Source organism: Vibrio sp. PID17_43, from assembly GCF_002608565.1.
Classification (GTDB): domain Bacteria; phylum Pseudomonadota; class Gammaproteobacteria; order Enterobacterales; family Vibrionaceae; genus Vibrio.
In genome coordinates, this window is sequence record NZ_LIXM01000004.1 from 61,994 (window position 1) to 83,156 (window position 21,163).

The window sequence follows — 21,163 nt, forward strand, 5'->3', positions numbered from 1 at the left end:
AAAGCACTTTTTTTAGACTAATTCGAGTGCTTTATCCGAGGTGATGGCAACGAGCGTAATGGTCTTCGGCGACTTTGGTCGGTTCGGGCACAGATTGTGTGCACACTTCGGTCGCTTTAAGGCAGCGGGTGGCAAACGGGCACCCTACACTGCTTGGCTTCCACAATGGGATATCGCCTTTCTTCGCCGTAAGCTCACGTTTTCCTGAGTTACCCACCTCTGGTACGGCGGATAACAGCAGCTGTGAATATGGGTGCTGCGGATTTTGTGTCACGTTATCACTATTGCCCCACTCAACCATATGGCCAACGTACATCACGGCCGTTTTCTCAGCAAAGTAGCGCGCAGTAGCGATATCGTGAGTAATGTACATAAAGGAGATGCCGTGCTTATCTTTCAAATCTGACATCAAGTTTAAGATACCTAAGCGCACTGACACATCGAGCATTGAGATAGGCTCATCAGCCAGAATGACTTCTGGATCAACCGCAATCGCACGGGCAATCGCCACACGTTGACGCTGGCCACCACTGAGTTCGTGCGGGTACTTTTCTGCCGTCTCTTTCACCGGAGAAAGACCTACCAGCTCAAGCAACTCGTACACTAATTTTGGAATTGCGTGCTTCTCTGCGCGGTTATGAATCATCAACGGACGAGCAATGTGATGATAAATAGTATGCACTGGGTTTAACGAACCAAATGGGTCTTGGAAAATCATCTGAACCTGACGTGCGTATTCCAGTTCACCATGCTCTTTGATGTACTCACCGAGATCCTGACCTTTAAAAGTCACATTACCATCGGTTTTATCGTAGATACGAGTCAGTATGCGAGCACCGGTACTTTTTCCCGATCCTGATTCGCCCACGATAGCGAGCGCTTCGCCTTTACGCAGTTCAAATGATACATCGTTAACCGCACGCATCAGATTGCTTTTTGCAGACTGACCAAGTGGAAAGTCTTTCACCAGATTCTTTACTGAGAGAATCACTTCTGGGGTAGTTACATTGTCCATTCATCTCTCCCGATTACATCAAATGGCAGGACACTAGATTGCCATTGCTAACTGGCACCAGTGTTGGATCGCTCTTCTCGCACTGTGCAAAACATTCATTACAGCGTGCTTGGAAGTTACACCCTTGCGGGATCTTAAGTAGGTTCACAGGGTTGCCGGGAATGCCATAAAGGCGTTCTTTTGGCCCATGAATGGTTGGGAATGATGAGATCAAACCTTTGGTATACGGATGTTGTGGGTCGCCAAATACATTTTTCGCGTCACCCAACTCAATCAGATTACCGGCATACATCACACCAATACGATCAGCAATCTCTCCCATCAAGCTCAAATCGTGACTGATGAACAGAATCGAGAAGCCGAACTTACTCTTGAGTTCGTACAATTCATTGAGGATTTCACGCTCAACCACCACATCAAGAGCGGTGGTTGGCTCGTCCATAATGATCAGTTTTGGCTCTAGAGCCAATGCGATCGCGATGACAACGCGTTGGCGCATGCCACCACTCAATTGGTGTGGAAAACTTGCCATGCGATCGCCGTGAATACCGACGATGCCAAGTAGCTCAACCGCTCTACCATAGGCTTCTTTATAAGTGGTTTTACGGTGCGCCAAAATCACATCGGTGAGCTGTTCACCAATGGTGATCACTGGGTTGAGTGAATTCATTGCACTTTGGAATACTACTGACACGTCATTCCAACGGAATTTACGCAACTGTCTGTCGTTCATTTTCAGTACGTCCTGACCTTTGTAGAGAATTTCTCCTTCAGAGATCAGTGCAGGGGCTTTGTGCAAACGAGAGATGGCAAATGCCAACGTACTCTTGCCACAACCAGACTCACCCGCAATACCTAGCGTTTCACCCGGCGCAATGCTGATACTGACGTTGTTTACGGCACGAGCCACACCATTTGGTGACACGTAATCGACGCATAGGTTATTAATTTCTAATAAGTTGCTCATCTTAAACCTCGGCGCTTATCTGCTTCTTTTTTCAGTTTGTGCCACAGCTTGATGTGTGGACCAGTACGAAGTTTCGGGTTACTCACTTGGTCAATCGACATGTTGATCAGTGCCAGTGCACCACCTGTGATTGCGAGAGCCATCGCAGGGACTAACATCTCCCACCAAGCGCCGGTGTATAGAGACGAAGACGTTTGTGCCCAGTACAACATCGAGCCCCAGCTCACCTCTGTTGCGTCACCCAAACCTAGGATGCCAAGACCCGCCTCTGAGCCCATTGCGTAAATCACTGTGCCCAAGAAGCCACCAAATACGATCGAGACAAGGTTCGGTAGGATTTCGACTAGGATGATGCGGATTTTTGATTCACCCATTACTTCTGCCGAGATAATGAATTCTTTATTTCGAATCGCCATGGTCTGCGAACGAATTACACGAGCCCCCCAAGGCCAGGAGGTTATCCCGAGCAATATGGTGATCACGAGGGACCCCACCTGCCCTAAGAAAGCGGCGAGCACAATCAGCAAAGGTAGCTGAGGGAACACCAAGAAAACGTTGGTTAGAAAGTTAAGACGCTCATCGATCTTGCCGCCGAAATAACCCGCTGAGACACCAATAACCACGGCGATACTCATCGCAATTACACCGGCAGAAATCGCTACCGTGAGTGACTTTCTTGCGCCATGCAACACTTGGCTGTAGACATCGCGACCACTACGAGTGGTGCCAAGCACGTGCTCTGCATTCGGAGCTACATGTGGTCTTGCAACACGACGGTCAGGGTCATGCGTTGCCAATACTGGGGCAAAAATCGCACCGGCTAAAACAATAGAGAGTAACAAGCCACCAATAATGGCTGGTGGATTACCGTAAAAGAACGCGTAAACTTTGCCCAAGCTCTTTTTAATGCGCTTCCAAGAGAATTTCGATTCACGAATCATCAGTTCATCGTGCTCAGAAGGCGTTGGGGTATTGATTAATTTTTCCATGATGCACCTTAGTTCGAAATTCGCGGGTCAAGCCACACGTACAGCAGATCAGCAATGAAGTTGGCAGTCAGAACCGCCGTCACTAAGATCAATAAGATAGCTTGGATAAGTGGGTAATCACGCGCAACGATGCCCTTCAGCAGAATGTTGCCCAAACCCTGGTAGTTGAACACCACCTCAGTCATGATTGAACCTGCGAATGAAAAACCAATCGCCATCGCAATCGCTGTTGCAACAGGTAAAATCGCATTACGACCGGCGTAGCGGCCCATCACTTTATAGCTGCTTAAGCCTTTCGCTTCTGCCATGGTGACGTAGTCTTCACCCAGTACGTTGATCATCGCGTTACGCATGTTGAACACCCAAGTGGAGATACCCACTACCACCATTGAGCCCATTGGTAGTACCGCATGTTTCGCCACACTACTGATGAATTCCCAGTTGAAGCCCGGCTCCAATGAAGGGTCATAAGTGTATGCTAGCGGCAGCAGTTCCATCTTCAAACCGACGAAATAGAACAACAGCAATGCAGTTACGATGTATGGGAAATTACTGATGAAGGCCAACACTGGTGGCATAATTTGACCAAACAAGCCCTCGCGATGATAAGAAGCATAAGTACCGATACTCACGCCAATGATCAGTGCGACAATCAGAGAACCAAGCGCTAGAAACATGGTCCATGGGAGTGCCATCGCAATCACTTCAGATACGCTAACTGGGAACATCAGAACCGATGGACCAAGTTCAAGCGTAAATACACTTTTCATGTACGCGATGTATTGAACAAAAATGTTGCCGTCAACAAAGCCGTACATCTCACGTACAGCATCCATCTGAGCAGGATCCATTCGACCTTGTGCTGCTGCAAATAAAGCGTCAACTGGGTCACCTGGCATTAAGCGTGGCAACATAAAGTTGAACGAGATCGCAATCAGAAAGGCAGTAAAATAAAAGCCAAATCGGCGAGCAAGAAACGACATATCAAACCTTTAACTTACGAGCCACAACACGCACTTACTTTTGCAATTACGGTTGCGGCTCCGATGTTAATTAAAAAAACCTACCTACAATTGAAAGTGCTAGTTATTTCAGATGTAGGTTGTTCAGGATGATCACGCGCTTACCGCCGTCATACCAAACCGGTTGGATGTAAGGGTCTTTCTCGCTTGGCCAGCCAACGATTTTCTTAGTGCTGTACTGGAACCAAGTTGCATTAGAGAACAAAGGGATAAATGGCATATTTTCTGCGGTGAACTCTTGAAGCTCAGAAATGATCGCTTCTTGTTTCTTCGTATCACCAATTTTACCAAAGCTCTCAATTAGCTTATCGATTTCAGGTGAGTGAACACCATGACCTGCGTGGAAGCCTTTACCTATACGAGAGGTGTGGTAGTACTCTTGGAACGCCAGAATTGGGTTATCCGACACCATTGACCAGTTGATCGACATGGTGAACGCACTGTCTTTCAGGTTCTTATCGTAAACCGCCCAGTCAACCGTCTTCACGTTGGCTTTGATGCCCACATCGGCATAGTATTCCGTCACCATCTGAACCACTTGGATCCAGTCTGTCCAACCGTTAACCACTTCAATATCGAACTCAACCGTTGAGCCATCTTTGTTGTCACGGAAGCCATCACCATTACGGTCAACAATGCCCGCTTCATCAAGTAAGGCCTTCGCTTTGCCTGCATCGTATTGCGTCAAATGTCCGTATTTTTTGTTCACTTCAGCATCAATGTGACTCTTGTAAAGTTCGGCGATGCCGCCCACATTATAGTTCACAGTAGGGTAACCATAGGCCGCAATATCAACGATCGCTTCACGGTCTAGCGCCATTGAAAGTGCCTGACGTACACGTAGGTCATCAAATGGTGCTTTTTTGGTATTCACGTAAAGATGAATCGCATCATTTGCTGGGTACCAGAAATGGTTGTTCTCTTTGTCTTGATTAACAAACGTCGATTCAACATCAGCGATAAAGTTTGAACCCCAGTCGATCTCACCCTTAATCAAAGCGGGTTGAATTTGTGAGTTATCGTTGTATGAACGGTAGTTTACACAGTCAAGGTATGGGCGATTCTCTAAGTAGTAGTTTTCGTTACGGCACAACTCCATTTGCTGAGGTTTAACGTACTTCACGGTCGTCATCGGGCCACTACCGACTGGATTCGGGTTAGTAAAAGTAGGGTAATCCGTTACTTTTGACCAAGTATGTTTCGGAACAATGTGATACGCGCCGATACTCCAAAGGAAGGTCGAATCAGCTTCTGCAAGATCAAACACAACGGTATGTTTATCGGTCGCTTTAATGCTAGTCAGGTTACCTGTCGGCCAAATCGCTTTTACATCAAATGCTGGCGCTTTCTTCGTCAGCTCAAAACTGAATACCACATCTTCCGCTGTCAGCGGAGCGCCATCAGACCATTGCAGACCGTCACGTAATTTCAAGGTAATGGTTTTTAGATCGTCTGAGTACTGTACAGATTCCGCTAGGCGAAAGTGCGTTTCACCTGTCATGTTATTCAGGACGAACAACGGCTCATACATAATGCCATGTAGCAGATCGCCTGATGTGTAAGGGTTAAAATTTTTCACAAAACCGGTGTTAATGATTGGCACTGTCAGCGTACCACCTTGTTTAATGCTTTCCGCTTGAGCAGTAGTGGCAAGCATCATACTGGCAGCAAAGGCAGCAAGTAGGGTTTTCTTATGCATCACATTGTCCTTTTATAATATTGGATTCGAAAAGAAAGCGCTTTCTTTGTGAATCAAAAAATAAAGCGACTCAATTGAGTGGTCTCATTCGCTTGGCCATTACGACTCATCGCAAATTGGCTATAAACCACAATAGGAAATCGCTTTCTTCACATTACTATATTCGTAAATCTCGCAAAGTTCTTCAATGAAAGGGAGTAAAAACAATGCGTTGATCACAACAAATAAAAGTGTTTTATTTCAACAACTTAAAAGCAACAGAGATCTCACTTATATTTTTAATCCTTATAATTCAACAACTTAAATGCCTGCCGCTTAGCTCGGTTTTTGTGAACCAATCCAAGTTTATCTCTACTTACCATTGCCACTTAGACCAAACATGTCACCGCCCAATATTAAAGGTTCAATTGACTACAACTCGTGCTGATGCACACAAAATCAGCACAAACATTAAGAAAGCGCTTTCAAAACCTAATATTCAGTGAAATCATCCTTTCGTCTGAGCAAATTTGAGGAACAAACATGGTTCATTTTTGGAATGGCAACAAATCAGCGATTCGCCAAGAATTCGAATGGAAACTGCTACAGCTTGTGCTACAACAGCCGAAGTTAAACATTTTTATAAACAATGACTTGACTAATCACCCAAGCGCTAAAGATGAAGGACTTGTCTTTTCACATGGCACCGATGTATTGGTTACAGTGGCGGGCAATCGCAAGTTTACGCCAGGTACCTATGCTATGATTCCACAACCTCTATGCCGAGGACTGTTAGGCTGCCGTGTATTGATCATACACAAGAGTCGTTTAGCTGAATTTAGTAGGTTGACGCAGTTGCAGCTCAAGCAGTTAAGCGTTGGCATTCCAGCCACGTGGGCTGATGCCGATCTGTTTCGTTTCAATCAATATCACGTTGTCGAACAAGGGAGCTTGCAAGAGAGGCTGATCGCGGTACAGAACGGTGAGTGTGATTACGTCTCTCTTGGAGCCAATGAAGCCGAGGCAATTGTCACTCAATTTGCGCACCTCACGCCGGATTTGGTCGTGGAGCCGAGCATACTACTCTACTACCCATTCCCTTTGGTTTTTTATTGCCACCCAGAAAAAGCAGCATTGCAGAAAGCCATTGCCCGAGGGTTAGAGCGTTGCTTAGCCAACGGAGAGCTAGATATGCTATTTGAACAGACTTATGGCGCGGAAGTACAAGCTGTCAAACTCCACCAACGCCGTGTTTTTCAGTTAGTGAATCCAATCTTACCAAGCGAATTTACGGGTTATCAGTCAGAATTACTGCCCATTTAACATCAGCTCGGGCGAAATTTAGATACCGTCGACTCCCGCACAATTAAGTTTATCGGTGGGAGTCGGGGACTGCATTTTTCGCCAGTTAGCAGGCTCAAGATTAACTCTGCACACACCACACCGAGCTCCTCAATGGGCTGACGTAATGTGGTTAATCCAGGAGTAAAGTACTTCGACGCAGGCAAATCGTCAAAGCCAATGACAGAGACATCTTCTGGTACTCTCAAACCATGATCATGCAGAGCTTTAATAGCCCCATACGCCATCTGGTCATTAGAGGCAAACAACGCGGAAAAGTGCACCTTAGATTTGATCAACTCTACTGTACGCTCATAACCAACCTCGCTACTAAAATCGCCCTGCTTAATCAGATTATTGCGCACGATAATCCCAGCTTCGGTCAGCGCCTTTTTGTAACCAACAAAGCGTGACACTGCGTCTGGCTGATTAAGCGAACCTTTAATATGTGCAATGTTCACATGCCCTTGTTGCAACAAGTGCAGCGTCGCCATGTGACCGCCAAGCACATTATCAATATTCACCGATTGCAACTTGTTATCCATACAGCTGTAGCCCACGGCGACCACGGGGATCTTTTTGGAATAATCCACCAGTTCTTTCTCTGTCAAACTGCCCGCCACAACAATCACGCCATCGACATTACTCTTCTCTAAATAACTCAGCGCTTGTCGTTGTATGCTGTGTTGCCAATATCCAGAGGCAATCACAAGGGAATAGCCTTTCGATCCGAGAAACCGCTCCATGTCGTTAAAGATGCGACTGATAAAGGGGCTTCCTGGATTTTGTACCAACACGCCAATCGTCATCGAACGTGTGTTGGTGCCTTGATTCATGTGGTAATTGGGCTTGTAGTCTAGCGTTTTAATCGCATCTTCAATCGCGATAGTTTTGTCTTGGGAGATAAACGTTGTGCGATTAAGAAAACGCGATACGGTGCTAGGAGAGACACTGGCTAATTTAGCCACATCGTAAATCGAAGGAGAACGTTTTTTCTTTTTCATAGGTTATTCAGCAGATCCACGCAGGCAAATGATAAAAATATAAATGACGGAAAATTTTCACTCAATTCTATTTAGATATCGCATATGGATAAAAAAAGCCAGTGCACAAACACTGGCTCTTACACTTTTCCTACAACGCGATTTAGAAAGTCGCAAGCGAGTTTTCACTCAGCGCATCAAATAGGTGAATCGAATCCAAATCCAAGTACAGCGTGAGTGTATCTACATCCACTTCTGCGGCTTGAGTTTCCACCATCAGAGGCTGACCAGCAACTTCTGTTTTCAAGAGAATGCTTGCGCCTAATAGCTCTTTGTCTTTGATTTTCACTGGGAATGGCAACACGCGATCATGATCCACTTGCTCCGCTCGCAGATGAATGTCGGTTGGACGCACACCAAAATGCAGTGCAAGATTTTTCGATGCGTGCGCTTTAAAACGCTCCGGCAATGGAATACGAACATCGCCCAATTCTACTTCCCAATTGCCCTCTTCTCCCACCAACTTCGCATCCAGCATGTTCATTGATGGATTACCGATAAACTGCGCCACGAACTTGTTTGCAGGGCGCTGGAACACTTCCGTTGGCGTACCCACCTGAGCCACATAACCGTCTTTCAGAATCACGATGCGATCTGCCAATGTCATCGCTTCTATTTGATCGTGAGTCACATAAATCGTCGTGGTTTTTAACTCACGATGAAGGTGTTTGATTTCTTCACGCATCACACCACGTAGCTTGGCATCAAGGTTTGATAATGGCTCATCAAACAAGAATACTTTCGGTGTACGTACCATTGCTCGGCCCATCGCCACACGTTGACGCTGACCACCAGAAAGCTCTTTTGGCTTGCGCTCAAGAAGCGAATCCAGCTCCAACATCTGCGCCGCTTTACGCACTTCGATGTCGATTTGGTCTTTCGCCATACCTTTCAATTTAAGTGCAAAGGCAATATTCTCGTAAACCGTCATATGCGGGTATAGCGCGTAACTTTGGAACACCATCGCAAGGTCACGGTCTTTCGCGTCGATTTTGTTCATCAGCTTATCGCCAACGTAAATCTCACCAGCTGTGATGCTTTCTAAACCCGCCAACATACGCAGTGTGGTCGATTTACCACAACCAGACGGTCCAAGGAAAACCACGAACTCGCCATCTTGCACGGTAAAGTCGAAGTGCTTTACGACCTCCACATCATCGTAAGATTTTTTGATGTTTTTGAATTCTACTTTAGCCATTATTTGTTCTCCTCAGCTCGCTCTAGCAGCATGTTTCGGTACGCAATCGCACTCTGCTTTAAGGTGCGCTCTTGAGTTTGGTAGTCAACGTGTACGATGCCAAAACGTTGTTTGTAGCCATACGCCCATTCGAAGTTATCCATTAGGCTCCAAGCGAAGTAACCATTCACATTAACGCCTGCTTTGATCGCTTCATCCAGCGCTTCTAAATGCGATTGAAAGTAACGCACGCGTTGTTCATCATTCACTTGGCCTGCAACACGGTGGTCATCACCTGCCGCTCCATTTTCGGTAATGTACAAAGGCGGTAGATTTGAATAACGCGTTTTCAAACGTAGCAATAAATCCGTTAATGCTTGTGGGTAGATTTCCCATCCAATAAAGGTGTGCTCCGCTTCTGGCTGAGGAATGCTCTCTAGCATGCCATTTTCATCGAATCGCACCACACAACGGGTGTAGAAGTTGATGCCAATAAAGTCTAGGTCAGTACGAATGATATCGAGGTCACCCTCTAGAATCATCGGCATGTTGTGCGCTTGACGCTTAAGTACGGTTTCTGGATATGTCCCTTTCAACACAGGATCCATAAACCAGTGGTAGCCTTCCGCATCGCTGTACTCTGCCGCTTCTGCGTCTGCCTCTGTGTAAGGGTACGCAGGCGTCGCATTGAACACACAACCGTGCATCGCATTTGGTGCATTCTTGCGCATGTGTGGAATTGCCAAGCCATGACCCAACATCAGGTGATGTGCCGACAAAAAGCCTTCACGCTCGCCTTTTATACCTGGCGCATGCTCACCCCAACGGTAGCCTAGGTAAGCAGAGCAGAATGGTTCGTTCAGTGTTGCGTAAGAGTCAATCTTGTTACCGAAGTAAGCACTAACTACATCCGCATACTCTGCAAACTTGTAAGCCGTTTCACGGTTCAGCCAACCACCTTTATCTTCAAGGTATTGAGGTAAGTCCCAGTGGTAAAGCGTCACGAACACTTTCAAACCACGAGCATGGCACTCATCGATGATTTGCTCATAAAACTTAAGACCTTCTTCATTCACTTTGCCATCTTCTGGAAGAATGCGCGGCCATGCCATCGACAAACGATACGCACCGACGCCGAGACCTTGAATCATCTCAATATCTTGTTTCCATAGGTGGAAGTGATCACATGCCACATCACCGTTATCGGCATTGTCTACTGCACCTGGCTTGTTGCAAAATATATCCCAAATCGATGGTGTACGCCCACCAAGCTGTGCGCCCCCTTCAATTTGGTAAGAAGAGGTCGCGACACCAAATAGGAACTCAGGGTGGCGCATTTTAGAATCTTGGGGTAATTGGAGTTTATTCATTATATTTTTATGCCTTAAATTTCTCTTAACCTTTCACTGCGCCCGATGTCAGACCGCTAATCATCTGTTTAGAAGCAAATAAGTAAGTAATTACTAACGGAAGAATGGAGATAGTGGTGCCAAGCATCACCGCGCCCCATGGCGTATTTGGAATCCCTTGCACGCTTCGTAGTGCCTGAGTAATAACGTAGTTGTCTGGGGAGTTCAGTACCACCAATGGCTGCATAAACATGTTCCAGAAGAAGACAAATTGGACAATGGCCAGTGTCGCTAGAGCTGGTTTCATCAATGGTAATACTACGCTCCAGTAAGTTCTAAATTCACCAGCGCCATCGAGTTTTGCTGCTTCCAAAAGTTCTTTTGGAATTGACGCGATCACGTGCTGACGCATGAGAAAGATACCAAATGGCGTTGCTGTAAATGGTAACCAAACGGCAATATGGTTATCTAGTAAACCTAGGAACTTCACGATCATGAAATACGGGATCAGGCTCAAAACAGGCGGAATCGCCATTGAACCCACCAACATACCAAACAGTAGATTCTTACCTTTAAACTTGTACACTGCGAATGCGTAACCGCCCATGCTACAGAACAGCAATGAAATTGTCGTACCTAAAAAGGCAACATAAATCGAGTTAAACATCGCTTGCCAAAATGGCATGATTTCAAGCAGTTGAGCGTAGTTGTATGCCAAACTATCGCCTATCGCTAAGCTGATACCTGTACCGAAAATCTCCGAACGATCACGTGTCGATAACAGTGCAGACCATATAAATGGAAACACTGTGATAATTGCCGAGACAATCAATACAAAGGCTAGCAGCACCATCGCAACCTTCGTCAACAGGTGGGTGGTACGCTCGCTTGGCATAAGTCCGCTCAAGGGGGACGCTGTGGTTTTAATTGAGGTCGTCATGCTATTGCTCCCCTAAGCCTTTCTTACCAAAGAATAAGAATTGAATTGCCGTACACGTTGCGATTAGAGCAAACAGTAACCATGAGATTGCCGATGCAGTCCCCATCTCTAGCCACTCCCAACCTACTTTGTAGAGATACATAGAGATCGTTAGACCAGACTGACCGGTACCACCGCCACCACGAGTCAAAACAAACGGTTCTTCAAATAACTGCAGATTCCCGATAATCGTCATGGTGATAGCAAAGAAGATAAATGGACGAATCATTGGTAATGAAATGTGCCAGAAGCGGCGGAATGCATTAGCACCATCCATACGTGCTGCTTCAAGAATGTCTTTTGGAATTGTCATCAAGCCTGTCGTGTAAAGCACGATATTAAAGCCGGTGTACTTCCAAAAAATCACAATAGCAATCGATGGTTTGATCATCGTTGCATCATCGAGCCAGCGAATTGGCTGATAATCATATACCCAAGAAAAAGCCCAACCTAATAGCTGGCTATCCGCCAAGGCAATCAAAGTTTGGTTGATAATGCCCGAGTTTGGCGAATACATATTAAAGAAGATGAGAGATGCAGCAACCGTAGAAGTAATAAATGGTAGGAAATAAGCCGACGTCAACCAGTGACGCAAGCGATCGCCCATTGATACTAAAATATACGCTACAGGAATTGCCACTAAGTGCTGTGCAACACCTGAAGTGACAGCAAGCCATAAGGTATTTTTCAATGAGCGCCAAAGCCATGGGTCTGTGAGTGCAATGTGGTAATTTTCAAAACCAACAAACTGCATCGCATCCATGCCCTCTACAGGGTTCCACATTTGGAACGATAGAAAGACAGAAAACAGTAAAGGGAATATCCCAAAAACAGAAAAAATGATCAGAAACGGCAGAAGGAACCCATACGGTGTAAGCGCTTTCAAATTTAGATATGAAAAAAAGCTTTTACGACCCGTAGTTTCCATGACGTTGCTCGCTGCGTGATTCATAGTAACGACCTCTTACAAAGGAGGCGTTTGCACGCCTCCAAACTTTAAAACTAGCGAGTTGCTTACATATTACGTGTGCGGCGCTTAATTAGGCGCTCTGCTTCACTAAGTGCAACTTTAATATCTTTACCTTCATCAAGCACTTCCATCAGAGCATTTTCAAGAATGATTGAACGTGCTACGTGGTCGCCTTTCGCTGGTTGAACCGGCTTGATGTTTTTAGCAACTTCAGCAAAAACGAGACGTGCTTGCTGGCCACCAAGGAACGGTACTGGCTCTTGGAATAGCTCGTCATCGTACGTTGCTGTGTTCGCTGGGAATGCTGCAATCGTTTCAAAGTGCTTAAGCTGAACATCGCGATCTGCTGTCATGTATTCAATAAGTTTCCATGCTTCATCTGGGTTAGGTGATTGAGTTGGAATTGAAAGGAATGAACCACCCCAGCTACCATAAATGCCATCAGGAAGGTGCTCTACACCCCACTTACCAGCTGTATCTGGTGCAATCCAGTTATTTAGGTGGCCCAGTAGCCATGCACCTGAAAGCTGCGTCGCGAATGTACCGTTACGGAAACCTTCGTACCATTCATTAGACCAAGCAAGGATGCGGCCATCTAAGCCTTTATCTCGAATCTGTTTTGCCACTGTAAATGCATGAACGAAGCGCTCTGAGGTCACCACTGGGTTCCCGTCTTTGTCGAAGTACAAGCCTTCACCTTCAGGAACGGTGGTAAAGATGATCGCTTGCGCAACGTCTGCTGCCGAAGCAATAAGCTGTATGTTTTGTTTTTTAAGCGTTTCACCCGCAGCGATGTAAGAATCCCAATCTTTGATCGCTTCGTTGATATCAATGCCCGCTTTTTCAAAGAGGTCGGTGCGGTAGTACATGACGCCAGGGCCTAAGTCGACAGGCATGCCGTAGATATCACCATCTGCACCTTTGCCTTGTGCCCATGCGTAAGGCGCAAAACTGTCTGCGTACTTATCTGCACCGTAATTTTCAGACAGGTTAACCAAACCACCTGATGCCACAAATGGGCCAATTTTTTCTACATCAACAACAATCACATCACCCGCACCAGACCCCGTTGCCAAGTTGGTTGTCAGCTTGGTATGGTGGTCGCCATGATTGTTCATTAGGTAATCAACCTTAATACCGTTTTTTTTCTCGAAATCTGGCAGCAGTACTTTCAAGCTGCTATCGAAGTCAGGAAAGCCATCGAAGCGGATTTTGGTTTCGTCGGCAGCGTTTACCGTTGCAGCGACACCGAGTGCAGCAGTCATAGCAAGCGTCAAAGTTTTCAGTTTCATGTTGTCGTCCTTAATTATTGTTCTAGAGATTATTCAGTAACTTGACCGAACCTCTGGGTACTAGGGTTGGTGTGAGCTTGAAGTTCACATCACGTTTGTTCTTGTTCAGCGCTTGGATGACAAGTTGCACCGCCTCTGCGCTCATCTGTTCTATAGGGAAATTAACGGTGGTAAGGGCTGGCGTGAGATAGCGAGCAAACAAGATATCATCAAACCCCACTAGTGAAATTTGCTCTGGTACTTGCATGCCCTCTGCTTTCAACACTTCATAAGCGCCAAACGCCATGTGATCGTTACAGGCAAATACGGCAGTGAAAACACATTCACGTTTTAGCAACTTACGCATAGCACTGATGCCTGATTCTTCAGTAAAACCGGCCTCGGACACTAACGCTTCGTCATACGCGATTTCCGCTTCTTCAAGAGCCTTGCGGTAACCTTGTAGACGCCCCCGTGCGTCAGATTTGTCCAGAGGACCGGTAATACATGCAATGTTGCGATGCCCCATTCGCAACAAATATTCAGTCGCCATTCGGCCACCTAATTCGTTATCGATCTCGATACAACTGTGGGCCATTTCTGGGATATAACGGTTAACCAACACCACCGGAATCCCCTTGTTATCAAGATCAATCAAATAATCATCAGAAAGACTTTGCGTGTGCAAAATCATCGCATCGACACGGCGACCAAGCAGAAACTCTACCGATTCACGCTGGCTTTGCTCTGTATTCGATCCCGCCGTAACAATCACGTGATAGCCCATACGTCGCAAGCGTTCTTCAATGCTGTGTAAAATACCGGAGTAAAATGGGCCACCTAACTCAGGAACAATGATGCCAATACTGCCAGTACGACTGGATGCGAGCGCCTGCGCAATCGAGTTTGGACGATAGCCTAAATCCTTAATTGCTTTTTCGACTTTGAGTTTCTTATCATGGCTAACGCGGCATGTACCGTTAATCACTCTAGAAACGGTCGCTTGAGAAACGCCTGCGTATTCAGACACATCTTTAATCGTCGCCACATCAACCTCTTTATGGACACCACATCGCAAGTTTCAAACACCTTCGAAACCGCTTTCATCAATCGATTATTCAATATCTAGCTAAGAATTAGCGTGAGTGAGTTCACAACAAGTTTGGGGCTAAATAGAGTAATTTGATAAAGAATGAGGCAACTTACAGTTTTCTTTTCACTTGTGAAACTGTTTCATAACCAGAAGAATTTGCCTGCTTCAGGAGATAAAAAAGCCTCCACGAGGGAGGCAAAAATACAAGAATTAAGAGTAAATAGATGGTAAGTATTTGATCGTTCTGCCTTAAACACTCACCACCTTAGCATGGACAGTAATTAACTAGGTGTGGCTTACCACCAAGCTTCGAACATTGCACCAACCGTTAGGGTGTCAAGATCGGTTGCCACTTTGTCAAAACCTGTGTACTCGTTATCGGCATTACCCACTGTTGCATAAAAACGTAGCATCGGACGTGACCAAGTATGTGGACCAATCGCCATGTTCTGAGACAACGTCATCTTCCAAGAGCTGTTCGTCGCATCGATGTCATCGTAATCCACGACGTTGTAACCACCTTCTAACCACGTCGAGTGTATGTCATTCCACTGGTACGTCGGGCGAACAATTGCATTGTAGTTCACACGACTGTCATTTCCTTCAACGTCTAGTGCTTGATAAGCCGCTAGATATTGGATTCCCGCTTTGTCTGTCAGCATTGTGCTGCCATCAAAGCTGACTAACGTCGCCGTTTGCCCTTCGGTTAAATCAAACACACTGTCTTTCGCGTTATCAGAGTAACGAACAATCAATCGTTGACCTGCCATCGACAACTCACCCGCCACTTGGTAAGACGTCACGCCATCCACGGATGTACCTTTCAATTTGTCTGACGTAAAACCGTAGTTCGCGTAAAGGCTAAGGTTTGCCATTTCACCCAACTGAATGCCATGCAATTTACTGGTAATAGCGTAGCGACCGTTGTCACCCACCATGTCATCCTTTACTTGCCCTATGGCACCAAAGTCGAACTTAGCAGCGCCTAAGTCTAGGTTATAAAAACCCGCACCTTGACCATCGTGCATCATCCAGAAGTAGTCGTTCAAATCAGTTTGTGGACGTTGATGGAAGTCACGGCCTGCCCATACGTATAGGTCTGGTTGATCTTCAAATAGATTGGCCGCTCCTGCGTAAAACTTCTTAAGGTTAACACCACCATCCTCTGCCCATGAAGCATCTGCCCAATGCTCAAGCATTAACACGATATCCCAAATAGCACCACCGTCGCTCTCAAACGCGCGGGCAAACTGGTATTCACCACCGTTTTGTTCATTACCTAAACGACCTGTTGCGTTTCCGTTCAACGCCCCTGCCGTACCGACTGTCACTGCATCACTGCCCTGGTAAGCCGCGCCATAACGAGCATAACCAGAGAACACCACGCCTAGTGGCACTTCGGTTTCAGAAGTCAATACGGCTGGTTGCTGATCAAAAACGTAACCGGTTTGAATTTTGGTTTCTAGCTCTTGAATACGTTTTTCTAATGCCTCTACATCGGCATCAGCAGCAAAAGAAGGTAAAGAAGCAAGCGAAGCGGCCACCGCAATAGAGAGAGGTAAAACTTTAAAGCTTTTCATGTTATATCCCTAAAATTTGTATGTGTTGTTATCTCGTAAGGAATAGTAAGGAATGAAAGCATTGAAAAGTTGCTGCTGCTTCACATGTCAGGAGCCCCAGAATGACATGAAACAACGCATGAAACAAAAAACACAATTTATTATTTACAATCATAGGGATAGAAAGAAAGAAACATGGCAATCACATTTGAAATCGCTTTCATTTCACCAATTTGTTTAATTTTTATCACGTTAATTTGCTCAATCCGATGGTATTTTTCACTCTCCTCTATGAAAAATTTCATTATTCTGAAAATATTCACAAGCCGTAAGTTTCTTACAATGCTATATACCTTGAGTAGAGGAGCGGATACAACCTAAGCAAACATATACATCATCCACAACCCCATCAGGAGGAAAGTGACTAACCAAATCACTTGACCAGTTTTACTCGGTTTCACTCTTTTTGACGGAAGGCAAGGTGTTAACGCTTTCTCTTTCGCTTTGGCCAATCGACTTTTCTCCAAAGCTTGTCGATAAGAGATTCTACGTCTGTGTGCTTCATTGGCCACGGTGGTAAAACGATGCCTTTGGTCTGTGGTAAAGTCTGCTGCATCATAGCGAGGAGGAAGATCAGAATGTTTAGATTGAATTGCCATTGTGTCCTCCTTAATTGACCTATGTATCTATTCTAAGTATATACGCTGTTGGCACTTTATTTCTAAAGACTGTTACAACTGGATAACATGCACAAAAAAACCACCCGACGGTGGCTTTCTTAATTTTTTCTTTGCTAAGCGCTTATAAATACTCACACAAATAAGCAGTGGCATCTTTTACTTCCAGTTCAAACGACGCGTTACCTTCCACTTCGAAGAACTCACCACTGTTGTATGTTACCCAATCGGCCTCACCTGCTTTCTTTACAATGAGTGCGCCTTTTACAACGGTCATACGTTCTGGGGCTTGGGTTCCAAACGTGTATTCTCCTGGAAGCATCACACCGACACTAACGTCTTGTCCTTGTTGGTCAAAACCGAGTGACTTTACACCGCCAGCAAAATAACTGTTTTCCTTAATATTCATTGTTGGTTTCCTTATCAAAAATCCGCTCTTTTTTACCCTGTATTGTTCTGCTACTCAAGCTCGACATTACCTATATCAACGAAGATGAATGACTAGCAGCCTTGTGTCGAAATGTAAAAGTGGACATTAGATCATAGTTTCAATATCACATTCTAGAGATTGTTTGTTTTTACAACTGAATCTTTCCACCATAACCCAAAAAACAAGAAGCAGGGATCATGACGAGCACAACACGCCAAAAACGTAAACAAGACCAAACTCCGCCTCCCTCATTTTGGGCACACCATCAGTTCAAAATAATCAAAGGGGTATTTGTATTGTTCAGTTGTAGCTTACTAGGATTCATTAGCTATCAACTTTACGTATCCTATAACGACTACATTGATCCAAAAAAAGTCTATGGTGAGTGGATAGAGATTGGCGCACCGCCATACCAAACTGAGCATCTCAATTTCACTCCTGACGGTGTATTTCGAAATCATCGCCTTATTGCCACTCAATTTGAGTTCGATGGCAAGCAAATCACCTTAAACACAGGGCTAGGAAAAACAGCCTACCAAATATCTGGATCTCATCTCTCTCCTCAACTCCGTCGTGTCAAACCCGCCTTACCTGAGCAACGATTCGTCTCTAAAGAGTTCGAGCACACGGTGCAAGGCTCAGAAACCGGTGCTGCATCTAAGCGCCGCGCTGCGCTAAGCAATCACTTTGGTGGTGATTAGCGATATTAAATGCAAAAATCTTTATTTCGCTCGCAAAATAACGCACACAAACTGAGTAGAAGATAAATTAAGTAGATGCCAAGAATTTATAAATTATTGGCTCGATTTAGCATTTTTCCTGCAAAACAATGTTACCATAACGTTAAGGTTATGTAGCAAAGTCGATTCTTGGTTTATTTTTTCACGCAAATAAATAAGCGTCTGAAATGCTAAATGCGATGCTTTTGCACTGCACGTAAACTAATTGTCTTTTCTGTCGCAAGAGCAGCTTATGTTCATAAGTGAACGTAAATTCAAGGATTGAGAGAGAAGTTATGATTCGATTTAACCTATGTGCAGCTGGGGTTGCCCTAGCACTATCTGGCGCGGCAAACGCGGCGCCTACCGCACCAAGTATCGATATGTACGGTTCCAACAACCTGCAGTTTTCTAAAATTGAGTTGGCAATGGAAACCACATCTGGCTACAACGACATGGTTAAGTACCATGATCTAGCTAAGATCAACGTGAAATTTAATCAGTGGAGCGGTACTTCTGGCGACACTTACAACATCTACTTTGATGGCGTAAAAGTGGCGACAGGCCCTATCACTGGTAGCCAAACCACGGCATCATTTGAATACGGCCAAGGTGGCTTGTACCAAATGGAAATCGAAGCGTGTGACGCAACAGGTTGTGCTAAGAGCGCACCAGCAGAGATCACTATCGCGGATACCGACGGTTCTCACTTGCCGCCTCTCACCATGAATGTTGACCCAAACAACAAAACCTACAACACAGACCCAAGCGTTGTGATCGGTACTTACTTTGTTGAATGGGGTATTTACGGCCGTAATTACACGGTTGATAACATGCCTGTCGATAACTTGACTCACATCATCTACGGTTTTATTCCTATCTGTGGCCCGAATGAATCAGTAAAATCGGTTGGCGGGAACAGCTTTAATGCGCTACAAACTGCGTGTCGTGGTGTGAATGACTACGAAGTCGTGATCCATGATCCTTGGGCAGCATTCCAAAAAAGCTTCCCTCAAGCGGGACATGAATACAGCACACCTATCAAAGGTAACTATGCGATGTTGATGGCGCTAAAACAGCGCAATCCTGATCTGAAAATTCTTCCTTCTATTGGCGGTTGGACTCTGTCAGATCCGTTTTATGATTTCGTCGATAAAGCTAACCGTGACACCTTCGTTGCTTCGGTTGAAAAGTTCCTGAGAACATGGAAGTTCTATGACGGTGTCGACATCGACTGGGAATACCCAGGTGGTAGTGGTGCGGCTCCTGATAAAGGTGATCCTGACAACGATGGTGCTGCATACGTTGCGCTAATGCGTGAACTGCGCGCTATGCTCGACAATCTTGAAGCAGAAACAGGCCGTACTTTTGAGTTGACCTCTGCGATTGGTGTTGGCTACGACAAAATCGAAGACGTTGATTACGCAGATGCGGTTCAGTACATGGATTACATCTTTGCAATGACATACGACTTCTACGGCGGTTGGAACAACGTTCCTGGCCATCAAGCCGGACTTTACTGCGGAAGCTTCATGCGTCCTGGCCAGTGTGACGGAAGCGGTGTCGATGAAAACGGCGAAGCGTACAAAGGCCCAGCTTACACGGCTGACAACGGCATCCAACTACTACTTGCGCAAGGCGTTCCCGCGAACAAACTGGTTCTAGGTGCAGCAATGTACGGCCGTGGTTGGGAAGGCGTAACACCGGATACGCTAACGGATCCAAACGACCCAATGACAGGTACTGCAACGGGTAAGCTGAAAGGCAGCACGACTCAAGGCGTTTGGGAAGATGGCGTGATTGACTACAAAGGCATTAAATCATTCATGCTAGGTGCGAACAACACTGGCATCAACGGCTTTGAATACGGTTATGACGAGCTAGCAGAAGCACCTTGGGTGTGGAACCGCTCAACGGGTGAACTGATTACATTTGACGATCACCGCTCTGTATTGGCAAAAGGCAACTACGCAAAATCTCTAGGTCTAGCAGGTCTATTCTCTTGGGAAATTGATGCAGATAACGGCGACATCCTTAACGCAATGCACGAAGGCATGGCTGGTGGTGTGGTTGTTCCACCAAACCGCAAACCAACGGCAGCAGCTGGTGCAGACCAAGCAGTAACAGGTCCTGCAAGTATTGTTCTTGATGGCAGCAACTCAACTGACTCTGATGGCACAATCGCAAGCTACGCTTGGGAGCAAGTATCAGGTACTGCAGTGGCTCTATCTGGCGCGAACACTGCGACAGCAAGCTTTGATGTAGCACAAGTGACTGCAGAAGAGCAGCTAACGTTCAAACTAACAGTAACTGATAACGAAGGCGCAACCGCTTCTGATCTCGTTGCAGTAACGTTTAAGCCTGCTGGTGTGATTGATCCACCAAACGCAGCGCCAGTTGCAAAAGTTTCTGCACCTACAACAGCGAAAGCTGGCGACTTAGTCGTGATTGATGCTTCAGCTTCTAGCGACGCTGACAACGACACGCTAACGTTTGATTGGACGCTACCTCAAGGTCTAAACGCAACGGTTAACGGCGCTAAAGTGACATTCACAGCAGCAGAATACCCACAAGACACAAGCCTAAGCTTCACAGTAAGTGTAAGCGATGGTCAAGCAGCGTCTTCAGCAAGTGCAACGGTTGTTGTAGCCAAGCACAGCACGGGCGGCGATACTTGTACTAACGCATGGGATGCAGGCACAATTTACACCGGCGGTGACCAAGTGACTCACTCTGGCAAGACTTGGGAAGCGAAATGGTGGACTCGTGGTGAGGATCCAACCAAATCTGGTCGATGGGGCGTATGGAAAGAAGTTGGTCCAGCAAGCTGTAACTAAGTTCCGCTAGAAGCACTTATTCAACATAAACAAAAACGAAAAGGACA

Annotated in this window: 18 protein-coding genes; 3 read left to right on the forward strand and 15 right to left on the reverse strand. The window is 45.8% G+C overall.

All coding sequences use genetic code 11. The features are described 5' to 3' along the window. Nucleotides 1-31: 31 nt before the first annotated feature. From AK965_RS04070 to AK965_RS04090, 5 genes are all read right to left on the reverse strand, one after another. Nucleotides 32-1,015: an ABC transporter ATP-binding protein gene (locus tag AK965_RS04070; protein WP_099078406.1), complete on the reverse strand. Its 984-nt coding sequence runs from the start codon at nt 1,013-1,015 to the stop codon at nt 32-34. A 13-nt stretch (nt 1,016-1,028) separates the two neighbouring features. Further along, nucleotides 1,029-1,982 (reverse strand): ABC transporter ATP-binding protein, encoded by a 954-nt coding sequence (locus AK965_RS04075; protein WP_099078407.1) that lies wholly within the window; start codon nt 1,980-1,982, stop codon nt 1,029-1,031. Beyond that, nucleotides 1,979-2,971, reverse strand: coding sequence for an ABC transporter permease (locus AK965_RS04080; protein WP_099078408.1), 993 nt, complete (start codon nt 2,969-2,971; stop codon nt 1,979-1,981). The genes AK965_RS04075 and AK965_RS04080 overlap by 4 nt, the downstream gene beginning before the upstream one ends. Nucleotides 2,972-2,979: 8 nt before the next feature. After that, a complete protein-coding gene (locus AK965_RS04085; RefSeq protein ID WP_099078409.1) occupies nt 2,980-3,954 on the reverse strand; it encodes an ABC transporter permease in 975 nt (324 codons plus the stop codon). 103 nt (nt 3,955-4,057) lie between these two features. After that, on the reverse strand, nt 4,058-5,692 hold the full coding sequence (locus AK965_RS04090) for an ABC transporter substrate-binding protein (protein ID WP_099078410.1): 1,635 nt from the start codon (nt 5,690-5,692) through the stop codon (nt 4,058-4,060). 522 nt (nt 5,693-6,214) lie between these two features. Here AK965_RS04090 and AK965_RS04095 point away from each other — a divergent pair. Then, nucleotides 6,215-6,994, forward strand: coding sequence for a transporter substrate-binding domain-containing protein (locus tag AK965_RS04095; protein ID WP_099078411.1), 780 nt, complete (start codon nt 6,215-6,217; stop codon nt 6,992-6,994). 2 nt (nt 6,995-6,996) lie between these two features. Here AK965_RS04095 and AK965_RS04100 read toward each other — a convergent pair whose 3' ends face one another. The 10 genes from AK965_RS04100 to AK965_RS04145 all read right to left on the reverse strand — a co-directional run bounded on the left by AK965_RS04100 (nt 6,997) and on the right by AK965_RS04145 (nt 17,539). Then, complete coding sequence (locus AK965_RS04100; protein ID WP_099078412.1) at nt 6,997-8,016, reverse strand: LacI family DNA-binding transcriptional regulator; 1,020 nt, start codon at nt 8,014-8,016, stop codon at nt 6,997-6,999. A gap of 142 nt (nt 8,017-8,158) precedes the next feature. Further along, nucleotides 8,159-9,253, reverse strand: coding sequence for an ABC transporter ATP-binding protein (locus tag AK965_RS04105; RefSeq protein ID WP_099078413.1), 1,095 nt, complete (start codon nt 9,251-9,253; stop codon nt 8,159-8,161). Continuing rightward, nucleotides 9,253-10,602, reverse strand: coding sequence for a GH1 family beta-glucosidase (locus AK965_RS04110; RefSeq protein ID WP_099078414.1), 1,350 nt, complete (start codon nt 10,600-10,602; stop codon nt 9,253-9,255). Before AK965_RS04110 ends, AK965_RS04105 begins: the two co-directional genes overlap by 1 nt. A gap of 25 nt (nt 10,603-10,627) precedes the next feature. Beyond that, a complete protein-coding gene (locus tag AK965_RS04115) occupies nt 10,628-11,476 on the reverse strand; it encodes a carbohydrate ABC transporter permease (RefSeq protein ID WP_172438065.1) in 849 nt (282 codons plus the stop codon). A 46-nt stretch (nt 11,477-11,522) separates the two neighbouring features. Further along, nucleotides 11,523-12,488, reverse strand: coding sequence for a sugar ABC transporter permease (locus AK965_RS04120; protein ID WP_310648445.1), 966 nt, complete (start codon nt 12,486-12,488; stop codon nt 11,523-11,525). 86 nt (nt 12,489-12,574) lie between these two features. After that, on the reverse strand, nt 12,575-13,822 hold the full coding sequence (locus AK965_RS04125; protein WP_099078417.1) for an ABC transporter substrate-binding protein: 1,248 nt from the start codon (nt 13,820-13,822) through the stop codon (nt 12,575-12,577). Between the two features lie 22 nt (nt 13,823-13,844). After that, on the reverse strand, nt 13,845-14,849 hold the full coding sequence (locus tag AK965_RS04130; RefSeq protein ID WP_099078418.1) for a LacI family DNA-binding transcriptional regulator: 1,005 nt from the start codon (nt 14,847-14,849) through the stop codon (nt 13,845-13,847). 341 nt (nt 14,850-15,190) lie between these two features. Continuing rightward, a complete protein-coding gene (locus AK965_RS04135; RefSeq protein ID WP_099078419.1) occupies nt 15,191-16,474 on the reverse strand; it encodes a carbohydrate porin in 1,284 nt (427 codons plus the stop codon). Between the two features lie 356 nt (nt 16,475-16,830). Beyond that, the gene (locus AK965_RS04140) at nt 16,831-17,112 is read right to left on the reverse strand and encodes a hypothetical protein (RefSeq protein ID WP_099078420.1); all 282 of its coding nucleotides are present in this window, start codon (nt 17,110-17,112) and stop codon (nt 16,831-16,833) included. 142 nt (nt 17,113-17,254) lie between these two features. Further along, nucleotides 17,255-17,539 (reverse strand): pyrimidine/purine nucleoside phosphorylase, encoded by a 285-nt coding sequence (locus AK965_RS04145; RefSeq protein WP_099078421.1) that lies wholly within the window; start codon nt 17,537-17,539, stop codon nt 17,255-17,257. 218 nt (nt 17,540-17,757) lie between these two features. Between AK965_RS04145 and AK965_RS04150 the strand changes: the two genes are divergently transcribed. Continuing rightward, complete coding sequence (locus tag AK965_RS04150) at nt 17,758-18,261, forward strand: DUF2850 domain-containing protein (RefSeq protein WP_099078422.1); 504 nt, start codon at nt 17,758-17,760, stop codon at nt 18,259-18,261. A gap of 314 nt (nt 18,262-18,575) precedes the next feature. After that, nucleotides 18,576-21,116: a glycosyl hydrolase family 18 protein gene (locus AK965_RS04155; RefSeq protein WP_099078423.1), complete on the forward strand. Its 2,541-nt coding sequence runs from the start codon at nt 18,576-18,578 to the stop codon at nt 21,114-21,116. The last annotated feature ends 47 nt before the right edge of the window (nt 21,117-21,163 follow it).